General features: G+C 71.0%; 22 protein-coding genes. 13 read left to right on the top strand and 9 right to left on the bottom strand.

Features of this window, described 5'->3' with window-relative positions; translation table 11 throughout:
* Positions 1 to 69: 69 nt before the first annotated feature.
* The 3 genes from G443_RS21270 to G443_RS21260 all read left to right on the top strand — a co-directional run bounded on the left by G443_RS21270 (position 70) and on the right by G443_RS21260 (position 1777).
* Positions 70 to 537, top strand: coding sequence for an NUDIX hydrolase (locus G443_RS21270; RefSeq protein WP_016697085.1), 468 nt, complete (start codon positions 70 to 72; stop codon positions 535 to 537).
* Positions 538 to 758: 221 nt separating this feature from the next.
* Entirely contained in the window at positions 759 to 1181 is a 423-nt protein-coding gene (locus G443_RS21265; RefSeq protein WP_026418654.1) for a hypothetical protein, read from the top strand.
* On the top strand, positions 1178 to 1777 hold the full coding sequence (locus G443_RS21260) for a DUF3558 domain-containing protein (RefSeq protein WP_026418655.1): 600 nt from the start codon (positions 1178 to 1180) through the stop codon (positions 1775 to 1777). The genes G443_RS21265 and G443_RS21260 overlap by 4 nt, the downstream gene beginning before the upstream one ends.
* A gap of 182 nt (positions 1778 to 1959) precedes the next feature.
* On the opposite strand, the gene G443_RS21255 is transcribed toward G443_RS21260, so the two are convergent.
* From G443_RS21255 to G443_RS21235, 5 genes are all read right to left on the bottom strand, one after another.
* Entirely contained in the window at positions 1960 to 2658 is a 699-nt protein-coding gene (locus G443_RS21255; protein ID WP_211237510.1) for a hypothetical protein, read from the bottom strand.
* Positions 2659 to 2797: 139 nt separating this feature from the next.
* Positions 2798 to 3121 carry a hypothetical protein gene (locus tag G443_RS21250; RefSeq protein ID WP_211215252.1) on the bottom strand — a complete coding sequence of 108 codons (324 nt, stop codon included), beginning with the start codon at positions 3119 to 3121 and terminating at the stop codon, positions 2798 to 2800.
* 86 nt (positions 3122 to 3207) lie between these two features.
* On the bottom strand, positions 3208 to 4203 hold the full coding sequence (locus tag G443_RS21245; protein WP_026418657.1) for an NAD(P)H-dependent glycerol-3-phosphate dehydrogenase: 996 nt from the start codon (positions 4201 to 4203) through the stop codon (positions 3208 to 3210).
* Positions 4204 to 5033: 830 nt separating this feature from the next.
* Entirely contained in the window at positions 5034 to 5240 is a 207-nt protein-coding gene (locus G443_RS21240; protein WP_051313892.1) for a DUF397 domain-containing protein, read from the bottom strand.
* The gene (locus tag G443_RS21235; RefSeq protein ID WP_081715391.1) at positions 5182 to 6081 is read right to left on the bottom strand and encodes a helix-turn-helix domain-containing protein; all 900 of its coding nucleotides are present in this window, start codon (positions 6079 to 6081) and stop codon (positions 5182 to 5184) included. Before G443_RS21235 ends, G443_RS21240 begins: the two co-directional genes overlap by 59 nt.
* Before the next feature lie 678 nt (positions 6082 to 6759).
* Between G443_RS21235 and G443_RS21230 the strand changes: the two genes are divergently transcribed.
* Together G443_RS21230 and G443_RS21225 are read left to right on the top strand one after the other, a co-directional pair.
* Complete coding sequence (locus G443_RS21230) at positions 6760 to 7209, top strand: hypothetical protein (RefSeq protein WP_026420744.1); 450 nt, start codon at positions 6760 to 6762, stop codon at positions 7207 to 7209.
* 124 nt (positions 7210 to 7333) lie between these two features.
* On the top strand, positions 7334 to 7798 hold the full coding sequence (locus G443_RS21225; RefSeq protein WP_026420775.1) for a hypothetical protein: 465 nt from the start codon (positions 7334 to 7336) through the stop codon (positions 7796 to 7798).
* 199 nt (positions 7799 to 7997) lie between these two features.
* Here G443_RS21225 and surE read toward each other — a convergent pair whose 3' ends face one another.
* Complete coding sequence (gene surE, locus G443_RS21220) at positions 7998 to 8789, bottom strand: 5'/3'-nucleotidase SurE (RefSeq protein WP_035293308.1); 792 nt, start codon at positions 8787 to 8789, stop codon at positions 7998 to 8000.
* 148 nt (positions 8790 to 8937) lie between these two features.
* Entirely contained in the window at positions 8938 to 9870 is a 933-nt protein-coding gene (locus G443_RS21215) for a PfkB family carbohydrate kinase (RefSeq protein ID WP_026420777.1), read from the bottom strand.
* A 250-nt stretch (positions 9871 to 10120) separates the two neighbouring features.
* On the opposite strand from G443_RS21215, the gene G443_RS21210 reads away from it, so the two are divergent.
* The 4 genes from G443_RS21210 to G443_RS21195 all read left to right on the top strand — a co-directional run bounded on the left by G443_RS21210 (position 10121) and on the right by G443_RS21195 (position 16759).
* The gene (locus G443_RS21210) at positions 10121 to 12538 is read left to right on the top strand and encodes a phosphoketolase family protein (RefSeq protein WP_155886287.1); all 2418 of its coding nucleotides are present in this window, start codon (positions 10121 to 10123) and stop codon (positions 12536 to 12538) included.
* On the top strand, positions 12535 to 13665 hold the full coding sequence (locus G443_RS21205; protein ID WP_035293324.1) for an acetate/propionate family kinase: 1131 nt from the start codon (positions 12535 to 12537) through the stop codon (positions 13663 to 13665). The genes G443_RS21210 and G443_RS21205 overlap by 4 nt, the downstream gene beginning before the upstream one ends.
* A gap of 110 nt (positions 13666 to 13775) precedes the next feature.
* Positions 13776 to 14174, top strand: a complete 399-nt coding sequence (locus G443_RS21200) for a ChaB family protein (RefSeq protein WP_026420780.1) — start codon at positions 13776 to 13778, stop codon at positions 14172 to 14174.
* Positions 14175 to 14398: 224 nt separating this feature from the next.
* Complete coding sequence (locus tag G443_RS21195) at positions 14399 to 16759, top strand: HAD-IC family P-type ATPase (protein WP_026420781.1); 2361 nt, start codon at positions 14399 to 14401, stop codon at positions 16757 to 16759.
* A gap of 160 nt (positions 16760 to 16919) precedes the next feature.
* On the opposite strand, the gene tatC is transcribed toward G443_RS21195, so the two are convergent.
* Positions 16920 to 17894: a twin-arginine translocase subunit TatC gene (tatC, locus tag G443_RS21190; RefSeq protein ID WP_081715770.1), complete on the bottom strand. Its 975-nt coding sequence runs from the start codon at positions 17892 to 17894 to the stop codon at positions 16920 to 16922.
* A 51-nt stretch (positions 17895 to 17945) separates the two neighbouring features.
* On the bottom strand, positions 17946 to 18257 hold the full coding sequence (gene tatA / locus G443_RS21185) for a Sec-independent protein translocase subunit TatA (RefSeq protein WP_026420783.1): 312 nt from the start codon (positions 18255 to 18257) through the stop codon (positions 17946 to 17948).
* Between the two features lie 458 nt (positions 18258 to 18715).
* On the opposite strand from tatA, the gene G443_RS21180 reads away from it, so the two are divergent.
* The 4 genes from G443_RS21180 (at position 18716) to G443_RS21165 (ending at position 24172) form a co-directional block, all read left to right on the top strand.
* Positions 18716 to 19324 carry a malonic semialdehyde reductase gene (locus G443_RS21180; protein WP_026420784.1) on the top strand — a complete coding sequence of 203 codons (609 nt, stop codon included), beginning with the start codon at positions 18716 to 18718 and terminating at the stop codon, positions 19322 to 19324.
* Between the two features lie 271 nt (positions 19325 to 19595).
* Entirely contained in the window at positions 19596 to 20723 is a 1128-nt protein-coding gene (locus tag G443_RS21175) for a 2-methylaconitate cis-trans isomerase PrpF family protein (protein ID WP_026420785.1), read from the top strand.
* 164 nt (positions 20724 to 20887) lie between these two features.
* Positions 20888 to 22015, top strand: coding sequence for a Bug family tripartite tricarboxylate transporter substrate binding protein (locus G443_RS21170; protein WP_026420786.1), 1128 nt, complete (start codon positions 20888 to 20890; stop codon positions 22013 to 22015).
* Positions 22016 to 22075: 60 nt separating this feature from the next.
* Positions 22076 to 24172 (top strand): tripartite tricarboxylate transporter permease, encoded by a 2097-nt coding sequence (locus G443_RS21165; protein ID WP_026420787.1) that lies wholly within the window; start codon positions 22076 to 22078, stop codon positions 24170 to 24172.
* Positions 24173 to 24479: the final 307 nt, after the last annotated feature.

Below are 24479 nucleotides of genomic sequence, written 5' to 3'. Positions count from 1 at the left end.
GTCCAGACCACGGGGGAGCCCTGCACTTGAGCGCTGCCCCCTACTGACCGCGCCGCAAGGGACTTGATGATGGCCGACCGTCACCTGATCGACGTCCACCTGCTCCTCGTGCGCGACGACCAGCTCCTGCTCAGTCGGCGGCGCGACACCAACCCGAGCTTCGACGGGCTGTGGCACCTGCCCTCAGGGAAACTCGACGCGCGTGAGTCCGTCCTGGACGCCGCAGCCCGGGAAGCCCACGAGGAGGTGGGGGTCCTCATCGATCCGAACGACCTGTGGCACGTGCACACCCTGCACGTCAACGGCTCCGGCCCCGACTCCCGCCTCGGGCTGTTCTTCGAGACCCGCCGGTGGGTTGGTGAACCCACCAACCGCGAACCCGACAAGTGCTCCGCGGTGTCCTGGTTCCCGCTCGACGCGCTTCCCGAGAAGATCATCGCCTACCCGGCGGCGGGTATCCACGCCTACCGCGCCGGCACCTCGTTCAGTGTCCACGGCTGGGCTGCGCGGCCGGTCCCCGCCAGTACGGCCGGCTGAGACAGCGTCCGCGACGCCCAGCTCGTCCCTCGCGCGCTCGGGGGTGGACGTCCCCGGTGCCGGCACGTCCACCGGGCCAACGTGCGCCGGCATGGACCGGGCGGGCCAGCCCAGGCTTCGCGCTGATCACGCAATGCGACCAAACGGCTCCAGGGACAATGCCACACTGCTAGTTTGATCTTTCATTGAGGCGACGCGAGCCGCAGTGGTGGGAGGCCCACGTGCACGTTGAGTCAAGCGGTGAGGATCAGGCGGGGTACGCCGCCGCGACGGCGAAGATGACGGGAAGCATCCACCGATTTCGGGCGGCGGCCGCTGCTGGCACAGTGACGGTGGACGCCGACAGCGCGGAACGCATGGCCTCGAAGCTGGAAGCCATGGCCGAACGCGCGACTGATCGGCTGACCCGCGTCGCGTTCCTTGAACAGCGTGTTCGCCTGGGGTCGAGCCCGGTGGCCCTGGAGATGGCGGAGCAGACCAGGTTGTCGGCCTCGGGCACGCCGACCTCCGCCAAGGAGAACCTCCTCCTCTACATCGACGCCCTACGAGAACTCGCGGCGGCCATTCGAACGAGCGCCAGAACCACGGCCGAGACCGACTCCACCACCGCAGCTCAACTTGAGCAGACAGGAGAGCAGTTGTGACGAGGTCCCTCTCCACCCGGCGGTGGACGGCGGCGCCGACTGCGTTCGTCCTCGCCGGAGCGATCGCCGGGTGCACGACCGCGGAAGCCGGACGGTCCCTTCCGGTGGAGGAGGGCCCGACAGCTGTCGACACGTCCTCAGCGCATCCAGGCGCCAGTGGTACCCCTGATGCCACGGTCGGTGAGAAGTTGGCGGCGATGCACCCCTGCGAAGTGCTGTCCGATGAGCAGTTGGACGGGATCGGGCTCGATCCCGCGACCGCCACGCTCGACGACGTTGGGGTGATCTACGCCTGCAACTACCGTCCTGGGCCGGGTATCAGGCCTTCAGTAGCTCTCAACCTCGACACGTACGGCGGTGTAGACACACTTGAGCTGACCAACTACCAGCCGGAGGAGACGCAGGTCGGGTCGCTGCGCGCCCTTCGTATCACGGATTCCCTCGACATCGAGTTCTGCCAGTTCGCTCTGGACCTGGACGGGGAAGCGACCGTCTCGGTCATGGTCCGTGGAATTCGTGACGGTGGGTCGACGGATGAGCCGTGTGAGATGGCCGAGCGGGTGGCGACGGCGGTCGAACCCTTGCTGCCCAGGTAGTGCTGCGGTGGCCCGTGACTTCGTCTCCTCGATGCGGCGACGGCTGGTTCACCACCATGAACAGTTGGCCTCCATTGTGCTCCCGATGGCCCGGGCGCTCAGCAGTCGTGCTTCACGGCCGTGCCGAAGGCGGCCGACAACCTACACCCGGCCCCGACGGCCGCCGCCGACTGAGGAGAACTTCACGCGGCGAACGCGAGGTAGGTGCCCAGTGTCAGGCCGGAGAAGGTGATGAGCTGGCGGGGCTTGAGGGCGCTGAACGCGGCGTGCATCACGATGCCGACGGCAACCGCGTAAGGCATCGTCTCCGGGATGAGCAGGGCGGGGGGCAACACGATCTCCACCACGATGACAGTGATTGCGACCAAACGCCAGAGGCGGATGTCGCGGGAGGTCAGGTTACCCGCGTGGCGGCGGACGAGGCCGGGAACGGCGTACTGGCGGTGGGGCAGCCGGTCCCTCACCTGGGTGTAGGTGTGGATCCACTGGGCGAGGTAGAGCCCGCTGCGAAACTGGCTGGAGCGGAGCTTCTGCCAGGCGCTGTTCCAGTAGATGTCGGTGGTGACAAGGACCAGGAGGCATTGCGACCAGGTGTTCTCCATGCTCAGGCCGTAGTCGACGTGCGGACCGTGACCCAGGTTTCCGGCGAGCAGGAGGCAAGCGCCGGTCAGCAGGGTGTAGCGGACAGCGTTGGGGCTACGGAGGTACAGCAACTCCATCGCGATACCCGCCAGGACTAGTAGTAGCGCGATCCGGGGTACGAAGCCGAGCGCCAGGGCGAGGGCGGCGGCCGTGCGAACCAGCAGCCCGGGTCGATAAAGGATGATCAGAGCCCGGGCACGGGCCTGACCGAAACGCTGCTTGGCAAGGTGGACACTCATCGACCCGGGAACGAATCGGTCCCAACCGCCCTGCCCGAACGCGAGAACGAAACGGGTGGTCAGCACGGCGCCGAAGATGATTCGAAACCACTGGAGCCGACCGGTGTCGGTGGGGTACTGGAAGCCGGAGGCAAGGGCGTCAAAGAACCACACGACTCTCCCTCACCTCGACGGGCTTTTCACCGTCAGCGGACAGCATGCGGCCGTGTCCGTCGATCCGGTCGTACCGGCCGCTCTCGATGAGGTGATCAAGAATCCTCTGAAGGGCAGAAGGGTTGAGGATGAAGGAACCCGGGGACAGGTGGTCGTAGACGTTCACGGGCTCGGCGCGTCCGTCCTTCGTGCCGATGAGGGTGACGATCGTGAAGGTGGCCCGGCAGAACATCCTCCATCGCAGCCAGTGGCCGGGTAGGGGCGTGAAACCGATGATCATCCAGACCACCAAGCCGAGGGTGACGGTCATCTGGACAGCGGACAGCACAGACACATGCATGAAACCTCCGGTGGGGAGGGTGAAAGGAAGTGCGGCTGCGCAGCCGGACGCTGTGATCAGCGCCGCTGCGTCAGCGTGGCCACCGCCTCTTCGAGGGTGATCTTCTCGTTCAGCAGGTTGGAGACCGTTTTCGTGATCGGCATCTCGATCTCATGGGCGCGAGCCAGGGCAAGGATCGCCTGGGCGGACTTGACGCCTTCGGTGGTCTGACGCGTGACGGCCGTTGCCTCTTGAACGCTAAGCCCCTGGCCGAGGTGGATGCCGAAGGTGCGGTTGCGGGACAACGAGGAGGAGCAGGTGGGTACCAGGTCACCCAGGCCGGACAGGCCGGACAGGGTGGTTCGGGTGGCACCCATGGCGACAGCCAGTCGAGTGGTCTCCGCGAGGCCACGAGTGATGAGCATGGCCTGTGCGTTGTGGCCAAATCCCATACCGGAAGCGATGCCCACGGCGAGGGCGATGACGTTCTTGACCGCGCCGCCCAGCTCACACCCGGTTACGTCGGTGCTGGTGTAGGGGCGGAAGTAGGTGGTGTGACAGGTCTGTTGGAACCGACGGGCAGCACTTTCGTCAAGGCACGCGATGGTGGCTGCGGCGGGCTGGCCGTCCATGATCTCGCGCGCCAGGTTCGGGCCGGACAGCACCGCGACCCGATCGGCGCTGACGCCGGTCACCTCGGTGATGATCTGGCTTGCACGTAGATGGCTCCCCTGCTCGATCCCCTTCATCAGAGAAACGATCACGGTGTGTTCCTCGATGTGCGGCGCCCAGGCGGCAAGATTGGGCTTGAGGGTCTGCGCGGGAATGGACAGCACCAGGAAGTCAGCGCCGTCCAGCGCGGCTGCGGCGTTGGTCGTCGCGTTCAGGGAAGCCGGCAGCTCGACGTCCGGGAAATAGTCCCGGTTGCGGCGCTCAGTGTTGATCCCGTCGGCGATCTCGCCACGGCGGGCGTGCATCGTGACACTGGTGCCGGCGTCAGCCAGGATCTTGGCCATGGTGGTGCCCCAGGCCCCGGCGGAGAATACTGCGGCACGAGCCGAAGGGTGGGTCACTGGTTGGTCCTCTCATCGAGGCTGTCGCCGGGCCCGCTGACCGTATCGGCCGTGCTGGGTGGCATCGGGAGAGTTGTGGGGCGGCGCAGGGTCAACAGGACCGCGCGTCGGTCCGGCAGGATGGGTAGCATCTGGTACGCCTCGCGCAGCATGCGCGAGGCCTGGATCTCGCCCAGCTCACGTCGGAGATCGTCGGCGTGGTCGATCCACAGCCGGTAGAGCCGGTTCCACAGGGCGGGCTCGGTTAGCTCGTACTGGGGCGGGAATCACTTGTCGACTGGAACTGTCCCGTGCGGACCTCGTTGTCCGTGTGGTGTGGCCAACACCAGGAGATGTGAACAGCCCGGTGGGTCGGAGGACCGTCGGACGCGACTTCGTCCAGGTGCTCGAGGTCAAGGAGCGTCCCGCTCGGTAGTTCAATGGGCCTCGTTGACGTCGGGCAGCTTCGTATCCGAGTGGAGGGCGCCGCCGTCGCGTTCGGTGCGGGCGGCTCACCAGCCGGGTCGTCTGGGTGGCTCACTGGGGTCGCGAAGTCCAGGCACTGGCATGGGCTCCCGTTGATGTCCCACCGTGCGGTGGGACCGTCCCGCCCCACGCGGCGGCTGCGCAACCAGCGTGGCAGCAGAAGGTTAGGCACCACTACGGAGTAGCCACCACGCCATTCGGACGAGCATTGCCCCGTGCCAGCGCACACAAACCTCGTCCTGCGGTGTCGACTGGGCAACAGGCAACGGGCAGCGACACCCCGGGAACACGGCGATTGAGGTGAACCGACCCCCGAACGCCTGGAGCCCCCGCGTCGCGGGGGCTCCACCACATCCGAGGAACGCTCAGAAGCGGTCGGACTTCACCGCCGCGATGAAGGCAGCGAAGGAGTCACGACCGACGACGAGGGTGCCAGCGTCCCGCTTCTTCGTGTCCCGGATACCCACGATGCCAGGCGCGCCGCCGACTTCGACGCATCCGCCGTTAGGTCCGCTACGGCTGGATTTTCTCCACCCCTTGAGCGTCTGTGTCACGTTGGTCCTGCCCTTCATACCTATCTCGGTACGTTGCGATGACCTTGGCGGACTCATCCGGGGTCATCGCCACGCCGGACAGCGTATCCACGGCCCTAACGTAGGTGCCGGTATCACTCGGACGATCCAGGTAGGTCCCGGTAGCAAGGTGTTCCAGGTACACCACCGGTGGTGCGTCAGTGAACTCGATGAGTGCGAACGTGCCCAGCGAGCCGGGCACTAGGTCCGGTGTCGGGGCCAGAGTTATGGGGATGATCCGCACAGTCGCTGTCGGATGAGAGATCAGTCGGGTGAGCTGGTCGGTCATCACGCGCGCACCACCAACCGGGCGCATCAATGCTGACTCGTCGATGTACGCGGTGTAGTCGGGTGCCGGCGGCTCGTTGAGGATTGACTGACGGCCCATCCTCGTGATCACCAGGTCGGCAGGGGCGTAAGGACCGTCCGCTGAGGCCAGCACGGCTCGTGCGTACGCACGGGTTTGGAGCAAGCCAGGGATCACCGTCGCGACGTCAGCTATTCGCATCGCCTCCTGCTCGTAACTGATCAGCGTCGCGAGCTGCCCCGGCAAGTCGGAGGAGGGCGTCCACGGTGACCCGGCGGCCAAGTTCCGTGTCTGATCGACTAGAGACTCCCGGTCGGCTGGAGCCAGCTCGAGTGCGCCGGCTATCGCTGCCACCAAGTCGGGAGTGAGCAGCACCTCCGCGCGTTCAACACGGCCGACCCACGCATGCCCAACGCTGAGCCGTCTGGCCAGTTCCCGAACCCCAATACCGGCATCTTCCCGCGCCTGTCGGATCGCCTGTCCCACAGCACGGGCGCGGGGTGAACGGAGCGATGACCGTGTCCGTCTGACCATGCGCGAATCGTAGCCGGTCCGTCACACCCGATCAGGCGATTGACCCCAGCGAACCAGGAGCCGGATAGTGGATCGCGATCCACCTACCGTCTTCTAATCCATCTGCGCTGGGAGGCTACTCGTGCAGCAGATCGTTCACTCCCCACTACTGTCCACTGTGGTCGTAGCCGGGATCGCGGTCCTGTTCGTCACGGTCGCCGTCCTCATTGGCTGGGAAGTCGAACGCACCGAAGCCCGCCACCGACCCGACCCCACACCACCGGCCACCACCCCCAACGCCCCACGCCGATCCATCCCCGCCCGCGTCCTCCTCGCCACCCGCGCCCAGGACAGGCCCGGCACGCCGCCCGGAACCCCGAGGCGCGCCCGGCCGGGGACAGCGACCCCCGACGCTGTCCCCCTCCCACGACCGGCCCCACCCCCTCCCCGGCGGGGCCGGCCCGGTACGGCGGCACACCACGCCGCCGCACCACCACCGCCGTCCCCCGTCCCGCACCACCACGGAGGACGACGGCAGGGAGCGGCGTTCCCCGGCGCCGTCTCCCCCCTCCCGCCAGCCACCACCCCCGACGCGCTCCGGCGCGGGCGGCTGGCCCCGGGGGTGGTGGCCCCCGAGGCCACCACCCCCACCCTCCCCGCGTTCCCCGCACGTCCCGCCCTGGCCGGTGTCATCCCGCAGTGGACGGAGCCAGCACCGTGATCACCCCCACCAGCCGCACCACCCCACACCCCTGGTCAGCCACCGTCCCCGCCGTCGACCCGACCGGAACGCTCACCACCCTCACCCTCGTCCTCGCCCCCGACCAGTCGACCGTCGTCCTGCTCGCCAACGGCACCCACAGCCCCCTGGCACCCCCTGCCGCCCGCCACCTCGCCGCCGCCCTCCGAACACAACGCCGACTGCTCCTCACCCTCCACAGCGGACCCGCCTGCCGAACCCTGTCGGTCGCCCCCACCGCGACCCGGCCCACCCCCACCTCCGGGGCCAGGCTCACCCTCCGCTCGGCCTCCCAGATCGCCGCCCACTGGCCGCTCATCCTCGGCCCCGGCCCCGCGCGATCCCTCACCCGCCTGCTCGACGAGGCGGCCCACCACTGCCGGCGGGCACCCTCGGCCCACCGACCCTGACGGAGACGACCATGACCACCCCGCCATCGCACCTCAACCCCACCCCGACCCGGGCCTGCCGTGTCCGCGCCTACGCCCTCCCGGTCCGCGCCCGCCGGGTCCGCCCCTACCTCCCGGCCCGGCCATGACCACCCCCGGGACCGTGCTGCCCGGCACCGAGATCGGACGCATCCTGGCCTGGTGGCCCGCCGGCCACCAGACGACGACCCTGCGGGTGGAGGCCAGCCCGCTCGGTGTCATCCTCCGCCCCGAGGACACCCCCACCGAACCGATGGGGATTCCCCCCGTCCAGGCCCGCCGCCTCGCCGGAGCACTCCTGGTTGCCCACGCCCACGCGGTGGCCACCGTCCTGACCACCGGGCCGGAGCTGGTGGCCTCGCTGATGGTCACCTCCCTGCCCGGTCTCGGGGGCAAGCTGCTCACCCTGGCCTGCCCCGGGCTGGAACCGCGGCGGTGGGCACTGCCCACCACCTGGCAGCCCACCCGCCCCGGGGATCCCCCGCTCACCCACCCGGAGGCCGCCGGCACGCTCCTCGGCCACGCCGCCGGCCACCCACCAATCGACCGAACCGCTTCTCCCCTGCCCTGATCCGACTCCCGGCACCGGCACCGGCACCGGCACCAGGATCGGGATCGGACGTCGTGTACGGCGGCGGGTGCCCGTGGCCGGATCGGCCGCCGTCCTCCCGGCGCACGGCCTCGACAGGAACCGGCGACCAGGTGGCCGGTTCGAGGGCACCAGCCCTGCTCGGCGGGGCAGCGGCGGCAGGGAGCGGCACGAACGGGGTTCAGCGCGCGGGCAGGGCGATGCTGGCCGGCAGGCCCACCTCCCCGGACTCCGTGATGCCGCGCAGCGCGGTGATGGTGGCCCGGCCGGCGGCGAGGTGCGCGGCGTCCGTCCCGGGCGCGAAGTCGGGTTCCCCGACCATGGTGGTCATCCGCAGGTCGCTGTCGCCGGCGCGTTCCACCCGTGTCTGCACGGCGCCGAAGTGGCCGAGGCGGGCTCGGTGCAGTGTGTCGCAGGGACCGACGTCGTTGGGCACGTTCAGGTTGAACACCGTGCCGGCGGCGCACTCGGCGAGGAGGTGCCGGAGCGCGATGGGCACCACGTCGGCGGCCGTCTCCCAGTGCGGCTCGTCGACACCGGCCGACTCGTCCTCCACGCTGGAGTCGAGCGAGACGGCGATACCGCTGACCCCACCGAGACCGGCGGTCAGGGCGGCGCCGACCGTTCCCGAGTGCAGGACGGCCCGCCCGACGTTCGGTCCCCGGTTGATGCCGGAGAGCACGAGCTCGGGCGGATCGCCGAACGCCCCCTGGAGGGCGCTGAAGACGATGAACGCCGGTTGGGCTCCGACGGAGTACGCGGGCACACCGGGGAGGTCGGGGAGGTCGACGCGTTCCGAGGAGACCGCCCCGTCGCGCACGTGCGCGGTCAGGGCGGCGCTGCTGCCGCTGGCGTCGTGGGCCGGGGCCGCGACGGTGACCTCCGCGCCCTCCCGGACCGCCACCGCGGCCAACGCGTGCAACCCCGGAGAGTCAATTCCGTCGTCGTTGGTGACCAGTACCCGCACCCTCATCACCGTCCCGCTCCGCGCCTATGGCTGCTTCCGTCCGCCACGCCCGACGGCGCGCACCGTCCGGACCCGGCCTTTCCGCTCCGGTTCGTACCGCTGTCCGCCCGCTCCGCAGTCCGGCGGGCGGCGACCTCATCAGCACCCGGGAGTCTCAGGTCACGGCCTCCTCGACAGGGCGAATCCTGACCAGGTCCGACACCGCCAGGATCGCCTCGTCGCTCCCGGTGCCCAGCCCCCTGCGGGTCACGTTCACCGCTCCGGCGGCGGCACCGAGGGCGATGGCGTCCATCACCGAGCCTCCCCTGGCGATCCCGGCAGCCAGGCCCGCCGTCATCGAGTCGCCCGCGCCCCGGGGGTCGGCGGCATCCAGCTCGGGCACCGCGACCTCGTACCAGCTCTGGCCGACCAGCGCGAGCGAGGGATGGCCGACCCGCGACACGAGCACCGTGTCCGCGCCAGCCTGGCGGAGGCCTTCCATGCCGCGTCGGATGTCGCCGAGTTCGAGGCTGGTGGCGCGGCCGTCGGCGACGAGTTCCTGATCGCTGATCTTGAGCAGGTCGACGCCGCCCTCCAGGCTGGCGTCGAGCCGGGGGCCGGCCAGGTCCACCAGCACCTGGCAGCCGGTGGCCGAGAGGTTCGCGGCCAGCCTGCGGTAGACGTGGGTGGGCAGGACGTGCTCACCCGCCGGGCCGGAGAGGATCGCCACCCGGCTGCGCAGCCCCTCGGTGAACGCCGACTCGTACAACCGGTCGACCTCGTGCCGTCCGAGGGCGTCGCAGGGTGACTCCACGATCTCCACCCGTCCACCGCCCCGGCGGTCGTGCACGTATCCCCCGTTCTGGCTGGAGATCCGTTCCCCGGTGAGTTCGATTCCCTCGCCGCTGATCAGGCTGGCCAGTACCTGGCCGATCTCCCCGCCCAGCCCGGCCACCAGCCGGACCGGCACGTCGAGGGAGCGGAGCATTCTGGCCTGCCAGACACCCTGCCCACCCGGGTGGAGGTGGATGTCCGGTCGGCCGCCCCGGTCCTCGATGGTCACCGTCAACTGCGGCGACGGCGCGAAGATCATCACGGCGTCGCTCATGGTGTCGACCTACCCCGGGCCGGCGGCGCGGAAACCGCCCAGCTCGACACGAAGCCGACCCGAGCGGGTGGGGCTCCGCTGGCCCCGACCCCCCTTGCCACGTCCCGTGCGGTGCCGCGCCGAACGAGGGCCGCCACTACTCCGTTCGCACCCGGATGCGGGGTCCGGCACATAGCCGGGGCCGAGCGGGGAAACCCGAACGGGTGTCGACGACGACCAGGCCTGGCCAGACCGGGAGGAGACCGCGACGATGACGGCCACCACCCACGCGGTGCCCACGACCCGCACCCCCGACGACGCCGCGCTGCCCGACAGCGCGACCCTGCGGCGGTACCGCCGCACCGCCGACTACCTCGCCGCCGCGATGATCTACCTGCGGGGCAACCACCTGCTGCGGGAACCGCTCCGGCGGGAACACCTGAAACCGAGGCTGCTCGGCCACTGGGGGACCTGCCCCGGGATCACCTACCTCTACAGCGGCCTGAACCGGCTGGTCCGGCGCACCGGGCAACGGACCCTGCTCGTGACCGGCCCTGGCCACGGCGCGCCGGCGGTCCACGCGAACCTCTGGTTGGAGGGCACCCACCAGGACCACGATCCGGCCCTGTCCCGGGACGGGCGCGGGCTGGCCAGGCTCGTGGACGGGTTCTCCTGGCCGGGTGGCTTCCCCAGCCACCTCTCCCCCGAGGTCCCCGGGGTGATCCACGAGGGCGGCGAACTCGGCTACGCGTTGTCCACCGCGTTCGGCGCCGCCATGGACAACCCGGACCTGCTGGTGGCCTGCCTGGTCGGCGACGGTGAGGCCGAGACAGGGCCGACGGCGGCCTCCTGGCACGGATCGAAGTACCTGGACCCGGTCACCGGGGGCGTCGTACTGCCCGTCCTGCACCGCAACGGCTACAAGATCTCCTCGCCCACCGTGTTCGGGACGATGGACGACGAGGAGGTCATCGCCTACCTCGCCGGCGCCGGCTGGTCCCCGTTGTTGGTGGACGTCGAGAGCACCGACGACCCGGACGCCCTGCTGTCGGCCACCCTCGACCGCGCCCACGAGGAGATCACCGCCGTCCAGACGAGCTACCGGCAGGGCTCGGCGACCCCGTCCCGACCGGTGTGGCCGATGATCGTCCTCCGCAGCCCCAAGGGTTGGGGCGCGCCGGAGCACGACGTGGACGGCACGCCGCTGGCGGGGACCTTCCACGCCCACCAGGTCCCGTTGGACGACGTCCACGACGATCCGGCGCAGCTGCGGCTGCTGGAACGTTGGCTGCGTTCCTACCGCCCGGAGGAGCTGTTCGACGAGGCCGGCCGCCCCCGCTCCGACGTCGTCTCGGTGCCGCCGAGCGGGGAGCTGCGCCTGGGCAGCGTCCCCGAGGCCAACGGGGGCCGGCTGCTCCGGCCGCTCCCGCTGCCCCCGGTCGAGGAGCACGCCGTCGACGTCCCCGAGCCGGGTGGGGCCACCGTCGGCGCCACCCCGGTGCTCGGTTCCTGGCTGGCGGACCTGGTGCGCCGCACCGAGGCGAGCAGGGACTTCCGCGTCGTCTGCCCGGACGAACTGGTCTCCAACAAGCTCGGGGCGATCCTGGACGTCACCGACCGGGCCTACACCTGGCCGGTCGACGAGTACGCCGAACACCTGGGCCGGGGCGGGCGGGTGCTGGAGGTCCTCTCCGAACACCTGTGCCAGGGCTGGTTGGAGGGGTACCTGCTCACCGGCCGGCACGGGCTCTTCCCCTGCTACGAGGCGTTCGCCTCGATCGTGGACAGCATGGTCAACCAGTACGCCAAGTTCCTCAAGATGTCGGCGGAGGTGCCGTGGCGGGAACCGGTGGCGAGCCTGAACTACCTGTTGACCAGCGAGGGGTGGCGCCAGGAGCACAACGGCTACAGCCACCAGGGGCCGGGCTTCATCAACAACCTGCTCACCAAGAAGGCCTCGGTCAGCCGGGTCCACCTCCCACCCGACGCCAACACCCTGCTGGTCACCATGCGGCGGTGCCTGGAGACGCGTGACCGGATCAACCTGGTCGTGGCCGGCAAGCAGCCCGGTCCGCAGTGGTTGGACCTCCCGGCAGCCGAACGGCACTGCCGGGCGGGGGCCGGCGTGTGGGAGTGGGCCTGCCACGACGGGAACGGCGCGGCGAACCCGGCCGAGCCGGACGTGGTGCTGGCGTGCGCCGGGAACATCCCCACGACCGAGGTCCTGGCGGCCGCGTGGCTGCTGCGCCGCCAGGCCCCGGACCTGCGGGTTCGGGTGGTCAACGTCGTCGACCTGCTCTCGCTGTCACCGCGTGACCGGCATCCGCACGGGATGTCGGACACCGACTTCACGCGCTGCTTCGGCACGGACGTGCCTGTCGTGTTCGGCTTCCACGGCTACCCCTCCGCCGTGCATGACGTGCTGCACGGGCGCGGGGTCAGCGACAGGGTGCACGTCCACGGCTACCTGGAGGAGGGTACGACCACGACCCCCTTCGACCTGCTCGTCAGCAACCGGATGAGCCGCTACGACCTGGCCGCCGACGCGGTGACCAGGGCGACCGGCTGGTCCTCGGCGGGCGGGGAGCTCGCCGAGTCCCTCGCCGGTGACCGGGACCGGCTGCGCCGGTACGCCTACCGGGAGGGAGCCGACGCGCCGGAGTTCACCGAGTGGCGGTGGTCGGCGTGACGAGGGTGCTGACGGTGAACGCCGGTTCGTCCAGCCTCCAGCTGCACCTCGTGGAGCTCCCGGAACCGCGCGTGGTGGACTCGGCGGCGGTGGAACGCCCGCCGGGCAGCGCCGAGGCGGAGCGGGAGCTGGACGACTTCCTCTCCCGCACCGACCCGTCGGGGGTCGCCGGGGTCGGACACCGCCTGGTGCACGGTGGTCGGGAGGTGCGGGCGCCCACGCTGGTCGACCGCTCCTCGGTGGCGTCGGTGCGGGCCGCGGCCGGGCTGGCGCCGTCCCACGTGCCGGCCGCGCTGCGCCTGGTGGACACCCTGCTGAGCAGGCTGCCCGACCACCCGCACGTGTGGTGCCCCGACACCGCGTTCCACGCCGAGCTGTCCGAGGTCGCGACCACCTACCCGCTGCCAGCCGAGTGGACTCGGCGGTACGGGTTGCGGCGGTACGGGTTCCACGGGCTGTCCTACGGCTGGGCGCTGCGGCGGGCGACCGCCCTGCTCGGTGACCTCGGCCGGCCCGCCGACCAGCTGCTGCTCACCCACCTCGGTGGTGGGTGTTCGGTGAGCGCGGTCCGGGACGGGCGGAGCGTGGACACCTCGATGGGGATGACACCCCTGGAGGGAATGCCGATGACCACCCGGTCCGGCAGCGTCGACCCGGGGTTGCTGCTCTGGCTCACCAGCCGGGACGGCGCCGGGTTGTCATGGGAGGACCTCGACGAGGCGCTGCGCCGGCGTTCGGGCCTGCTGGGCCTCTCGGACGGGCTGTCGGCGGACACCCGGGACCTGGTGCGCGCCGCGGGGGCGGGTGACGCCACCGCGGCGCTGGCGTTGGACGTGTTCGCCCGTGGGGTGAGCCGGGAGCTGGCGGCCGCCGCCACCAGCCTGGATCGGGTGGACGCCCTCGTGTTCACCGGGGAGATCGGCTGGGACCAGCCCGAGGTGCGCGCGGCGGTGTGCCGGCGGCTGAACGTGCTGGGTGTGGAGGAGCCGGTGGTCGGCGACCGCGCCGAGGACGGGCTCGTCTCGGCGGGGGACGCCTCGGTGCCGGTCCTCGTGGTCGAACCGCGCGAGGAGCTGGGGATCGCGGTCGACACGGCCGGGGTCGTCGGCGGTCTGTCCTCCCGGTGAGTGATCTCGGACGTTTCGGTGCTCGCCGCCCGGGTACGCCCGGCGGAGAAGCGGTCGTCCTCGGGCGACGACCGGGAACGGTCCGACCGACCAGATGGAGGTGAGAGACCATGCCTGGCTGGGACAGCCTCCCGGACACGCTGCGCCGCTCCCCCAAGAAGGCGCAGCGCACGTGGGTGAAGGCGCACGACTCGGCCATCGACAGCTACGGCGAGGGCCGGCGGGCCCACCAGGTCGCCTACGCCGCGCTGAAGCACTCCTACGAGAAGGTCGGCGACCACTGGGAGGCCAAACCGGAACGGGGGCCCTCGGATTCGCGGGCCCGGCGGGGCGCGAGCAGCTCGGGCGGGCGGTCCCGGTCGGGCGTCGACGCCAACGCCACCAAGGAACACCTGTACGAGGTGGCGAGGGAACTGGACCTGCCGGGCAGGTCGAAGATGAGCAAGAGCGAGCTGGTGCGCGCCATCGAGCGGACCAACGCCCGGGAGACGGCCCGCGCGCGACGCTGAGCGCGGGCCCACCGGGCCGGACGCATCACTCGTTCGGGACGGGGATGTCGGCCTCGTCGACCTCGCCGGTCCGGCAGAATGCGGCACCGGAGGTCCTCCCGGGCCGAGCCAGACCTGTGACAGCCCCGCATCCCGACCCGTGCCGGTAGCTCCGACGGCACTTCCCTGCGCCCAGCTCCCCCACGGGACCCGGAGGCGGCGGCTCCGGCGCGTGCGGGGTGTGGATGAGTGACGAGTCCGGCAGCGCGACCGTCGATCCCCAGCGGGGGCTGACCGAGGAGCAGGTGGCGACCCGGGTCGCCGAGGGCCGCACGAACGACGTGCCCGCCCGCGCCAGCCGCACCGTCTCCGAGATCGTCCGCGCGAACGTCCTCACCCGGTTCAACGCCATCATCGGGGTGCTCTTCGCCATCATCCTGGTGATCGGGCCCATCCAGGACGGCCTGTTCGGTTTCGTCATCGTGGTCAACACCGCGATCGGCATCGTGCAGGAGCTGCGGGCGAAGCGGACCCTCGAACGGCTGGCGATCACCGGGGAGGCCCGACCGAGGGTGGTGCGGGACGGCCGGGCCCGCGAGGTGCCGCCCGCCCGGGTGGTGCTGGACGACGTCGTCGAACTCGGTGCGGGTGACCAGGTGGTCGTGGACGGCGTGGTGACCACGGCCTCCGGTCTGGAGATCGACGAATCGCTGCTCACCGGGGAGGCCGACCCGGTGGTCAAGGAGCCCGGTGACAGGGTCCTCTCCGGAAGCTTCGTCGCCGCCGGCAGCGGCCGCTACCAGGCGACGAGGGTGGGGCGGGAGGCCTACGCGGCCAGGCTGGCCGAAGAGGCGAGCCGGTTCACCCTGGTGCACTCGGAGCTCCGGTCGGGCATCGACCGCATCCTCCGGTTCATCACCTACCTGTTGGTCCCGGCGGGCGCTCTCATCATCTACAGCCAGTTCACCCTCGCCGACGAGGCGCTCCCCGACGCGGTGCGGGGCATGGTCGCGGCCTTGGTGCCCATGGTTCCGGAGGGGCTCGTCCTGCTGACCAGCATCGCGTTCGCGCTGGGCGTGATCCGCCTGGGCCGGCGGCACTGCCTGGTGCGGGAGCTGCCGGCGATCGAGGGTCTGGCCAGGGTCGACGTGGTGTGCGCCGACAAGACCGGCACCCTCACCGAGAACGGGATGCGGCTCGCCGACCTCCGGCCCGTCGGCGTCGGTGGGGAGGTCGACCCCGGGCTGGTGCTGGCCGCCCTCGCCGCCACCGACCCGAGGCCCAACGCCAGCCTGCTGGCCCTGCGGGAGGCGTTCCCCGAACCACCGGGGTGGGGGGTGGCGGCGACGGTGCCGTTCTCCTCGGCCCGCAAGTGGAGCGGGGCCCGGTTCACCGAGGCCGGGGACTGGGTGCTCGGCGCTCCCGACGTCCTGCTGCCAGGCACGGATCCGCTGCTCGCCGAGGTCGGTGAGGCCGCCAGCCAGGGGTTGCGGGTGTTGCTGCTGGGGCGGCCCGCCGGCGCGGTGGACGATCCGGCCGGCCCGGGTGTGGTGGAGCCGGCGGCCCTGGTGGTGCTCGAACAGCGGATACGGTCGGACGCGCGGGACACCCTGCGGTACTTCGCGGAGCAGGGCGTCACCGTCAAGATCATCTCTGGGGACAACGCCACGTCGGTGGGAGCGGTGGCCGCCCGACTGGACCTGCCGAACGCGGACCGCCCCCTGGACGCCCGGGGGCTGCCGACCGATCCCCGCGAACTGGCCGAGGCCGTGGACGGGCACTCCGTCTTCGGCAGGGTGACGCCGGCCCAGAAGCAGGACATGGTCGTCGCTCTCCGGTCCCGGGGGCACACGGTCGCGATGACCGGGGACGGTGTCAACGACGTGCTCGCCCTCAAGGACGCCGACATCGGGGTCGCGATGGGCTCGGGCAGTCCGGCGAGCCGGTCCGTGGCGCGGATCGTGCTGCTGGACAACCGGTTCGCCACCCTGCCGCACGTGGTCGCCGAGGGGCGCCGGGTCATCGGCAACATCGAACGGGTCGCCAACCTCTTCCTGACGAAGACGGTCTACTCGGTGCTGTTGGCGATCATGGTCGGGATCGCGCAGGTGCCCTTCCCGTTCCTGCCGAGGCACCTCACGCTGATCGGCGCGCTCACCATCGGCGTGCCGGCGTTCTTCCTGGCCCTGGCCCCGAACGCGGAGCGGGCACGTCCCGGTTTCGTCAACCGGGTGATGCGGCTCGCCCTGCCGGCCGGGGTGATCGCGGCGACGGCGACCTTCGTGACCTACTGGTGGGTCAGCGGTCGGGCCGACGGTTCCGCCGAGCAGCACGGGACGGCGACCCTGGTCACCCTCTACGTGGTGGCGACCTGGGTGTTGGTCATCATCGCGCGCCCCTACACGTGGTGGAAGGTCGTCCTGGTGGCCGGCATGGTCGGGCTGTTCCTGCTCGTGCTGGCGTTCCCGTCCTCCCGGGCGTTCTTCGCGCTCGACCCGGGCGGGGTGGGCGCGGTGCTCACGGCGCTGGCCGTCGCGGGGGTAGCGGTGGTCCTCGTCGAAGTCGCGTGGTCGCTCGACGGGTGGTTGCGTTCCCGCCCCTCCTGAGACGGGGACACCACCCGCCCACCGGAGTGGGTGTGCCCAGGGGTTGGGTGCGGCACGACCTGCCCTGGCTGACGTGGCCCCTCACCCCGCCGCTCCGGCCGGCCCCGGCGGCTCCACCAGCGCCCCGGGCCGACGGCGACGGGTCCCGCTCCACGGGGGATCAGGTCACGTCGTCGTAGTCCCGCCGGATCTCCTTGCTGTCCGTGGCCTGCTCGGGACCACTCGGCGTCAGGTCGAGCCGGGAGGGCTCGTCGAGGTCGCCGCCCGCGAGACCGGCCGCCGCCAGCTTCTTGGCCTTGCGCCTGTCGTGCAGCCAGGCGATCTGACTGGCCGCGCCGAACAGCAGGCACAGCGCGATCGCGAGCACCACCATCGACACCGGGTCCTGACCGGGGGTGACCAGCGCGGCGAAGCAGAACAGCGAGAAGGTGATGCCCCGCCACCAGCTCTTGATCTTGGCGAAGGGGAGCACCCCGGCGAAGTTGAGCATCACCACGAGCAGGGGGAGCTCGAAGCTGATGCCGAAGATCATCAGGAGCAGCAGGACGAAACTGATGTACTCCCCACCCGTCAGCGACGTGAAGAACTGGTCGCCGCCGAAGGAGGTCATGAAGCGCAGCCCCTGCGGGGCGACGTTGTAGGCGAGGACCGCGCCCACGGCGAAGAGCACCGACGCGAAGCCGACGAACAGCCCGGCGAACTTGCGCTCCCTGGCGTAGAGGCCCGGGGTGATGAAGGCCCAGATCTGGTACAGCCAGATCGGGGAGCCCAGGACCAGCCCGGCGGCGAAGGCCACCTTCAGCTGGAGCATGAAGACCTCGAAGGGGGCCGTCTGCATCAGCTGGCACTGGCCGTCGTTGGGCTCGAAGCGGATCTCGGTGGGCAGGGCGCAGTAGGGGGCGGTGAGCAGCTCACCCAGCGAGGGCAGCACCCACACCGAGTTGGTGAACCACAGGAAGCCGAGCACGGTGGTCACCACGAGCGCGGCGAAGGCGACCGTGAGCCGGTACCGCAGCTCGTACAGGTGCTCCATCAACGGCATCGTGCCGTCGGGGTTGGCACGCCGTCCCCACCTGCGACCGATCCCGCGACGCCGGAACCTGCTCAGCGTCTTGACCAGGCGCAGTGCCTTCAATCCTCGAACCACGACCGGGGGCCCCGCCGTTTCCGTGAACGCCGGCCGTGATCAGCGGCGGCTGTCGTCAGTGCTCTGCTGCTCGGCCTGTACCGGTTGCGCGTTGGTGACGGGCTGCGCGACGACCGGCTGACCTGGCGTGATCTGCTGCTGCGGAGCGGGCTGCGCCGCCGGCTGCTGCTGCGCCGCCTGGTCCTGGGACTCGGCCGCCTCGTCGTCCTTCTTGAAGCCCTTGGTCTCGGCGCGCAGGATGCGCGCCGACTGGCCGAGCGACCTGGCCATCTGCGGCAGCTTCGAGGCGCCGAAGAGCAGCACCAGAACGCCCACGATGATCAGGAGCTGCCATCCTCCGATTCCACCCACGGTGGACCTCCTCTCTCACTACCGGCCGATGTTACGCAGCCAGACCCCGATTTCACGAGACCCACGGGACACCTTAGGCCCCCATGCGCCATTCCGAACGGGCACGCCCCGGGCAGCCACCCCAGTGACGGTCAGCGGAGAAGCGCGGGACATCCCGCGTTCACGCACCCGACGTGGCGACCGCGTCACCCTCCGCCGACGTCCGGCCGGGAAAGCAGCCACCCATCCGCCCGCGCGGGGAGGAAACGCACTCATCGGGTGCGCACCCGGACCGAGGGCGACGACGCGAAGAGCACGGAGGTGGGGCGCGCGGCCCCGAACGGCTGTTCCCCGCGCCGCGAGGAGACCTGAGCCACACCCTGAAATACTTGAACGCTCTACTTCGTTGCGGATCGCGGTGGCTCCGCCCCCGCCAACCCCGATCCAGATCCCGATCCGATCTCCAGGAGCATTGCCCGATGACCAGCACGACGACCCCGCACATCACGATCTCCCCTGAGAGCCAGGAACAACTGTTCCGCGAGGCCAGGACCGCGAACACCTTCACTGACGAGCCGGTCACCGACGAGCAGGTGCGAGCGATCTACGACCTGGTGAAGTGGGCGCCGACGTCCATGAACCAGCAACCGCTGCGCGCGACGCTCGTGCGGTCGCCCGAGGCCAGGGAGCGCCTGGTCGGGCACATGGCCGACGGCAACAAGGAGAAGACCGGCAACGCCCCGCTGGCCGTCATCCTGACCGCCGACACCGACTTCCACGAGCACCTGCCGAGCCAGTTCCCGCCCGTGCCGAACGCGAAGGACTTCTTCGCCGAGGCGACCGGCCGGGAGAGCTCCGCTCGCCTGAACGCGACCCTCCAGGTCGGCTACTTCATCCTCGGCGTGCGCGCGGCCGGACTGGCCGCCGGCCCCATGACCGGCTTCGACGCGGCCGGCATCGAGGCGGACTTCTTCCCCGAGGGCAACCAGCGGGTGCTCGCGGTGGTCAACGTCGGCCGACCCGGCCCCGACGCCTGGTACCCGCGTCTGCCGCGACTGGAGTACGACCAGGTGGTCAGCTCCGTCTGAGGCGGGGCTTCCGCCCCCGCTCCCCGGGCGACATCCGGCGGCGACACCAAGGGCGGCACAACTTCACGCACGACTCGCGCACGATGTCCGGAACGGCCGGTTCGATCCATTGATCGGACCGGCCGTTGTCGTGTATTGAGAGGGAAACACCTGGTCACCCGGGCCGTCGCCGCTTCCCGCGCATTTTTCCGCGCGCAGCCTTTACACCCATCCGGACTACATGCAAGATGTATGCAATCTGCGTTCATCGGGGTACGGGGGTGAGGAAGCTGTGCTCGTCAACAGCGTGATCATGCGGGGCGGCACCAGCAGGGGCCTGTTCTTCCACGAGCGGGACCTCCCCCGGGAGCCCGCCGCCCGCGACGAGGTGATCCTCCGCGCGATGGGCAGCCCCGACCCCCACGGACGGCAGATCGACGGGCTCGGCGGTGCCACCTCCAGCACCAGCAAGGTCGCCGTCATCAGCCCAGGCACCCGGGGCGCGGACGTCGACTACGAGTTCTGCCAGGTCTCGATCGACGCCGCCGTGGTCGACCGGGGCGGGAACTGCGGGAACCTCTCCGCCGCCGTGGGCCCCTTCGCCGTGGACGAGGGGCTCGTCACCCCCGGGGCGGGCACCACCCGGGTCCGCATCCACAACACCAACACCGGCAAGATCATCGTGGCCACCGTCCCCACCAGGGACGGCCGCTTCGATCCCACCGGCGACTTCGCGATCCCCGGGATCCCCGGCACCGGATCCCGCATCCAGCTCGACTACCTGGACCCCGGGGGTTCCCGCACCGGTTCCCTCCTGCCCACCGGCAGCCCCCAGGAGACCCTGGACGTGCCCGGGCTCGGGGAGATCCCGGTGACGCTGATCGACGCGGCCAACCCCTTCGTCCTGGTCCGCTGGCGCGACCTCGGGCTCACCGGCCGGGAGACCCCCGACGAGCTGGACACCGACGTCGACCTGCTGGCCAGGCTGGAGCACGCCCGCACGGCCGGGGCCGTGCGCATGGGGCTCGCCGCCAGCCGGGAGGAGGCCGGCGCCACGCTCAGGGCCGTCCCGAAGCTGGCACTCGTCGGCCCGCCGACCACCTACCAGGCCACCGACGGCAGCACCGTCGACGCGGCGGCCACCAGCCTCCGGGTCGCGGCGCTGTCCATGGGCCAGGTGCACCGCGCGCTCCCGGTGACCGCCGGCATCTGCCTCGCGGTCGCCGCCGGCGTCGACGGCACGGTCGTCGCCGAACAACTGCGGCCCGACGACGGCGGGTCGGAACGAGTCATCGGCCACCCCTCCGGAACCCTCGCCGTCGCCGCCGAACCACACCTGACCGCGAACGGCTGGACCGTCGACCGCGTCAGCGTCTTCCGCACCGCCCGCCGACTCATGGCCGGCCAGGTGCACGTCTAGCGCCTTCCGCTCCGACCCCGCCCGACCGGCGGCGCGTCGAACACCTCCCCGCACCGGCACGGCCGGTGTTCCCGGCTCGTCCCGGAACACCGGCGGCGTCGGCGACCCCGCACACCCACCGCCCTTCGCCACACCCACCCGTTCTCATGGAGGTCGAAGACGCAATGACGCGGCTCTTCCGACGCCGGGGCACCGCCCTGGCCGTCCTCACCACGGCCGCCCTGCTCGGCGCGGCCTGCGCGACACCCAACCCCCACGGGACGATGGCCGACGCCCACGAGGGCGACCCGCTCCCGTCCCGGGTCCGGGTCCTGATCCCCTACGCCGAAGGCGGCGGGACCGACGTCTGGGGGCGCTTCATCGGCAACCACCTCGGCGGGCACATCGAGACCGGCACGAGGTTCGTACCCGAGAACGTCCCCGGTGGCGAGAGCATCATCGGCTCCAACCGGTACGCGCGCAGCGCCGGCAACGACGGCTCCGAGGTCCTGGTGTCCTCCGGCACCACGTACTTCCAGTACCTGTTGGGGCGCCCGGAGGTCGAGTTCGACTTCGGCGAGATGCGCCCCCTCGTCATCAACGGCTCCGGCGGGGTCATCTACGGCTCGGTCGAGGGTGGCGTGACGTCGGTGGACGACCTCTTCACCCCCTCGACGCCCCTCCAGTACGGCGGGATCAGCATCACCGGCCTCGACCTCAGCGCCGTCCTCGCCTTCGAGGTGTTGGGGCTCGACGTCACCTCCACCTTCGGCTTCGAGGGGCGGGGGCCGGCGCGGCTGGCGATCGAACGCGGCGAGCTCAACGTCGACTACCAGACGACGTCCGGCTTCCTCACCCAGGTGCAGCCGCTCATCGACGAGGGCCGCGCGGTCCCCCTGATGTCGCTGGGGCAGCTCGACGACGCCGGCGAGGTCGTGCGGGACCCGAACGTGCCGGACCTGCCAACCGTGCCCGAGGTGTACGAGGAGCACTACGGCGAGCCCCCCTCCGGTCCCGGCTGGGACGCCTACAAGACCTTCCTCGCGGCCGGCTTCTCGTACCAGAAGGGGCTGTGGGTCCGCGAGGACACCCCGGACTCCGTCGTCCAGCCGGTCTTCGACGCCGTGCGCGAACTCCAGCGGGACGAGGCCTTCCTCGAACAGGGCCGCGAGGTCCTCGGCGGCTACCCCATCTACCCCGGCGACGAGGTGGAGGAGTCGGTGCGCGACGCGCTGCGCCTCGACGACTCCGTGCGCGAGTACGTCCTCGACCTGCTCGCCGAGAACTACGGCACGGTCATCGCCGGCTCCTGACCGGCCTCCCTCCCGAACCCGACACCGTCTCCACGGAACACACAGACAGGCGGTTCCACCATGCTCGACGCAGCGGCCTCCGCGCTGGGGGGCTTCCTCGATCCGCAGATGATCCTCATGCTGATCTCCGGCGTCCTCGCCGGTCTGGTCATGGGCATCATCCCGGGGCTCGGGGGCACCGGAGCGGTCGCCATCCTGTTGCCGTTCGTGTTCGTCCTCGAACCGCAGCAGGCCCTCGCCCTCATCATCGGCGCGACCGCCGTGATCCACACCTCGGACACGATCACCGCCGTGCTGATCGGGGTCCCCGGTTCGGCCTCGGCGACCGTGACGACCCTCGACGGTCACGCGATGGCCAAACAGGGGCAGGCGGCCCGGGCGCTGTCGATCGCCTTCATCTCCTCGATGGTCGGCGGTCTCGTCGGTGCGATCGGCCTGACCCTGGCCATCCCGCTGGCCCGCCCGCTGGTGCTGATGTTCGGCTCACCGGAGCTGTTCATGCTCACCGTGCTCGGCATCAGCCTCGCCGCCCTGCTCTCCAGGGGCAACGTCGCCAAGGGCCTGCTGGCCGGCGCCTTCGGACTGCTGATCGGCCAGATCGGCGCCGCCCCCGCGGCGGCCGAGTACCGCTTCACCTTCGGCTCGTTGTTCCTGACCGAGGGGCTCGACCTGGTCGCGGTCGCCCTGGGCACCTTCGGCATCGCCGAGATCATCGCGCTCATCGCCAGGAAGACCAGCGTCGCCTCCAAGACGGGGATCGGCGGCGGCTGGGGTCGCGGGTTCCGCGACGTCCTGACCCACTGGGGGCAGGTGCTGCGCGGAGCGCTCGTCGGCGTCTGGGCCGGCGTGCTCCCCGGCATCGGGGCGACCGCCGGCAGCTGGATCGCCTACGGCCAGGCCATCGCCACCTCGAAGGACAAGCGGAGGTTCGGCAAGGGCGACCCGCGTGGCATCGCCGCGCCGGAGGGCGCGAACACCTCGATCGCCGCCGGTGACCTGATCCCCACCCTCCTCTTCGGGATCCCGGGGAGCGCCGCCGCCGCCCTGCTGCTGGGAGCGCTGCTGGTCTTCGGCATCGAACCGGGACCACGGCTGATCACCCAGGACCTGGACCTCGTCTACACCATCATCTGGTCCTTCGCCCTGGCCGCCGTGCTCGGCGCGGCGCTGTGCTTCCTGCTCGCGGCACCGCTGGCCCGGCTGAGCTTCATCCGCTTCCCCGTCCTGGCCGGCGGCCTGGTCGTCATCATGTTCGTCGCCGCCTTCCAGGCCTCGCAGGAGTTCGGCGTCATGCAGGTGATGCTGCTGCTCGGCGTGTTCGGCTGGCTGATGAAGATGTGCGACTACCCGAGGGCGCCCTTCCTCATCGGATTCGTCCTGAGCATCCCGCTGGAGCGGTACTACTTCCTCACGGAGAGCCTCTACGAGCCGACCGAGTGGCTCACCAGGCCGGGCGTCGTGGTCATGATCGCCATCCTGCTGGCTCCGCTGCTCTTCAAGCTCGTCAAGGCGCTGCTGCGCGCCCGGCGGCAGCGGAACGCGGCCCCCGCCTCGGTCGGCGCCGGCGCCACCTCCGAGGGCACGTCCCCGGGCGCCGCGGGCTCGGGAACCGACACCGACGACCAGGGCGAGCGCTCGAACGACGCCACCACCGGCGGCGACGGTGCGGCCGCCGAACCGGTCATCAGCGAACCCGGACCGACGTTCACCGGCACCTACTGGCCGATGTCCCTCGCCGGGGTCTTCCTCGTGGTCTTCGGCGGGGCCTGGGTGATGAGCCAGGGCTTCGGCGAGGACGCCAGGCTGGTTCCCCAGCTGGTCGCCGGCATCGGGGTCCTGCTGACCCTCATCGTCGGCGTCCAGGAGTACCGGCGGTGGCGGGAGGAACGTGGGCGCGACTCGGAGTGGCGCACCGAGGTGAAGTGGACCGCGCACGCCCTCGGCTGGCTGTGCCTGTTCCTCGCCATCACCTGGGTGATCGGTGCGGTGCTCGCGGCCGCCGTGTTCGTGCCCCTGTTCCTGTGGAGGGTCGCGTCGATGCGGCCCGTCCCGATCGCGATCTACACGTCGGTGGTGGTCGCCGCGCTCGTCCTGCTCCAGGTCCTCGCGGACATCAGCATGCCGATGGGCTGGTTCACCCCGGCCTTCCTGGCCTGACACCGTCCTGGGCGGCGGGTCGGTACGCGCCGGCCCGCCGCCTCGGCGTCTCCGCCGTGGACCACTCGGGAGGCGGGGAGGCCAGCCCCACGACAGCGAAGGGGGACGACGTGCTCACGCTCCCGGCGCGCGCACGCGGCGGACCGGGGCACGAGGCGACGCGGGGCCCTCGGGGCGGGACCGCGCTCGCCGGATCGGGGCGGGCCTCCAAGGGCACCTGCTGCCCCGAAGCGGGTTCCCGGGGGGCGGGGGCGCGGCACCGGCCAAGCCCCGCACGGCAGCGCGGGAGGGAGGCGGCGCGAACCGC

The organism is Actinoalloteichus caeruleus DSM 43889, from assembly GCF_000429185.2.
Lineage (GTDB): Bacteria > Actinomycetota > Actinomycetes > Mycobacteriales > Pseudonocardiaceae > Actinoalloteichus_B > Actinoalloteichus_B caeruleus.
Note: the sequence above shows the minus strand (reverse complement) of the source record. Positions and strands in the feature narration are given on the sequence as shown.

Bases quoted from the DNA above. Each gene is read 5' to 3' on its own strand.
- G443_RS21250 (WP_211215252.1), bottom strand. From the start codon at position 3,121: ATGACCGTCACCCTCGGCTTGGTGGTCTGGATGATCATCGGTTTCACG.
- G443_RS21255 (WP_211237510.1), bottom strand. From the start codon at position 2,658: ATGAGTGTCCACCTTGCCAAGCAGCGTTTCGGTCAGGCCCGTGCCCGG.
- G443_RS21210 (WP_155886287.1), top strand. From the start codon at position 10,121: ATGACGGCCACCACCCACGCGGTGCCCACGACCCGCACCCCCGACGAC.
- G443_RS21170 (WP_026420786.1), top strand. From the start codon at position 20,888: ATGACGCGGCTCTTCCGACGCCGGGGCACCGCCCTGGCCGTCCTCACC.
- G443_RS21235 (WP_081715391.1), bottom strand. From the start codon at position 6,081: ATGGTCAGACGGACACGGTCATCGCTCCGTTCACCCCGCGCCCGTGCT.
- G443_RS21165 (WP_026420787.1), top strand. From the start codon at position 22,076: ATGCTCGACGCAGCGGCCTCCGCGCTGGGGGGCTTCCTCGATCCGCAG.
- G443_RS21225 (WP_026420775.1), top strand. From the start codon at position 7,334: ATGACCACCCCCGGGACCGTGCTGCCCGGCACCGAGATCGGACGCATC.
- G443_RS21200 (WP_026420780.1), top strand. From the start codon at position 13,776: ATGCCTGGCTGGGACAGCCTCCCGGACACGCTGCGCCGCTCCCCCAAG.
- G443_RS21195 (WP_026420781.1), top strand. From the start codon at position 14,399: ATGAGTGACGAGTCCGGCAGCGCGACCGTCGATCCCCAGCGGGGGCTG.
- G443_RS21270 (WP_016697085.1), top strand. From the start codon at position 70: ATGGCCGACCGTCACCTGATCGACGTCCACCTGCTCCTCGTGCGCGAC.
- surE (WP_035293308.1), bottom strand. From the start codon at position 8,789: ATGAGGGTGCGGGTACTGGTCACCAACGACGACGGAATTGACTCTCCG.
- G443_RS21240 (WP_051313892.1), bottom strand. From the start codon at position 5,240: ATGAAGGGCAGGACCAACGTGACACAGACGCTCAAGGGGTGGAGAAAA.
- G443_RS21180 (WP_026420784.1), top strand. From the start codon at position 18,716: ATGACCAGCACGACGACCCCGCACATCACGATCTCCCCTGAGAGCCAG.
- G443_RS21215 (WP_026420777.1), bottom strand. From the start codon at position 9,870: ATGAGCGACGCCGTGATGATCTTCGCGCCGTCGCCGCAGTTGACGGTG.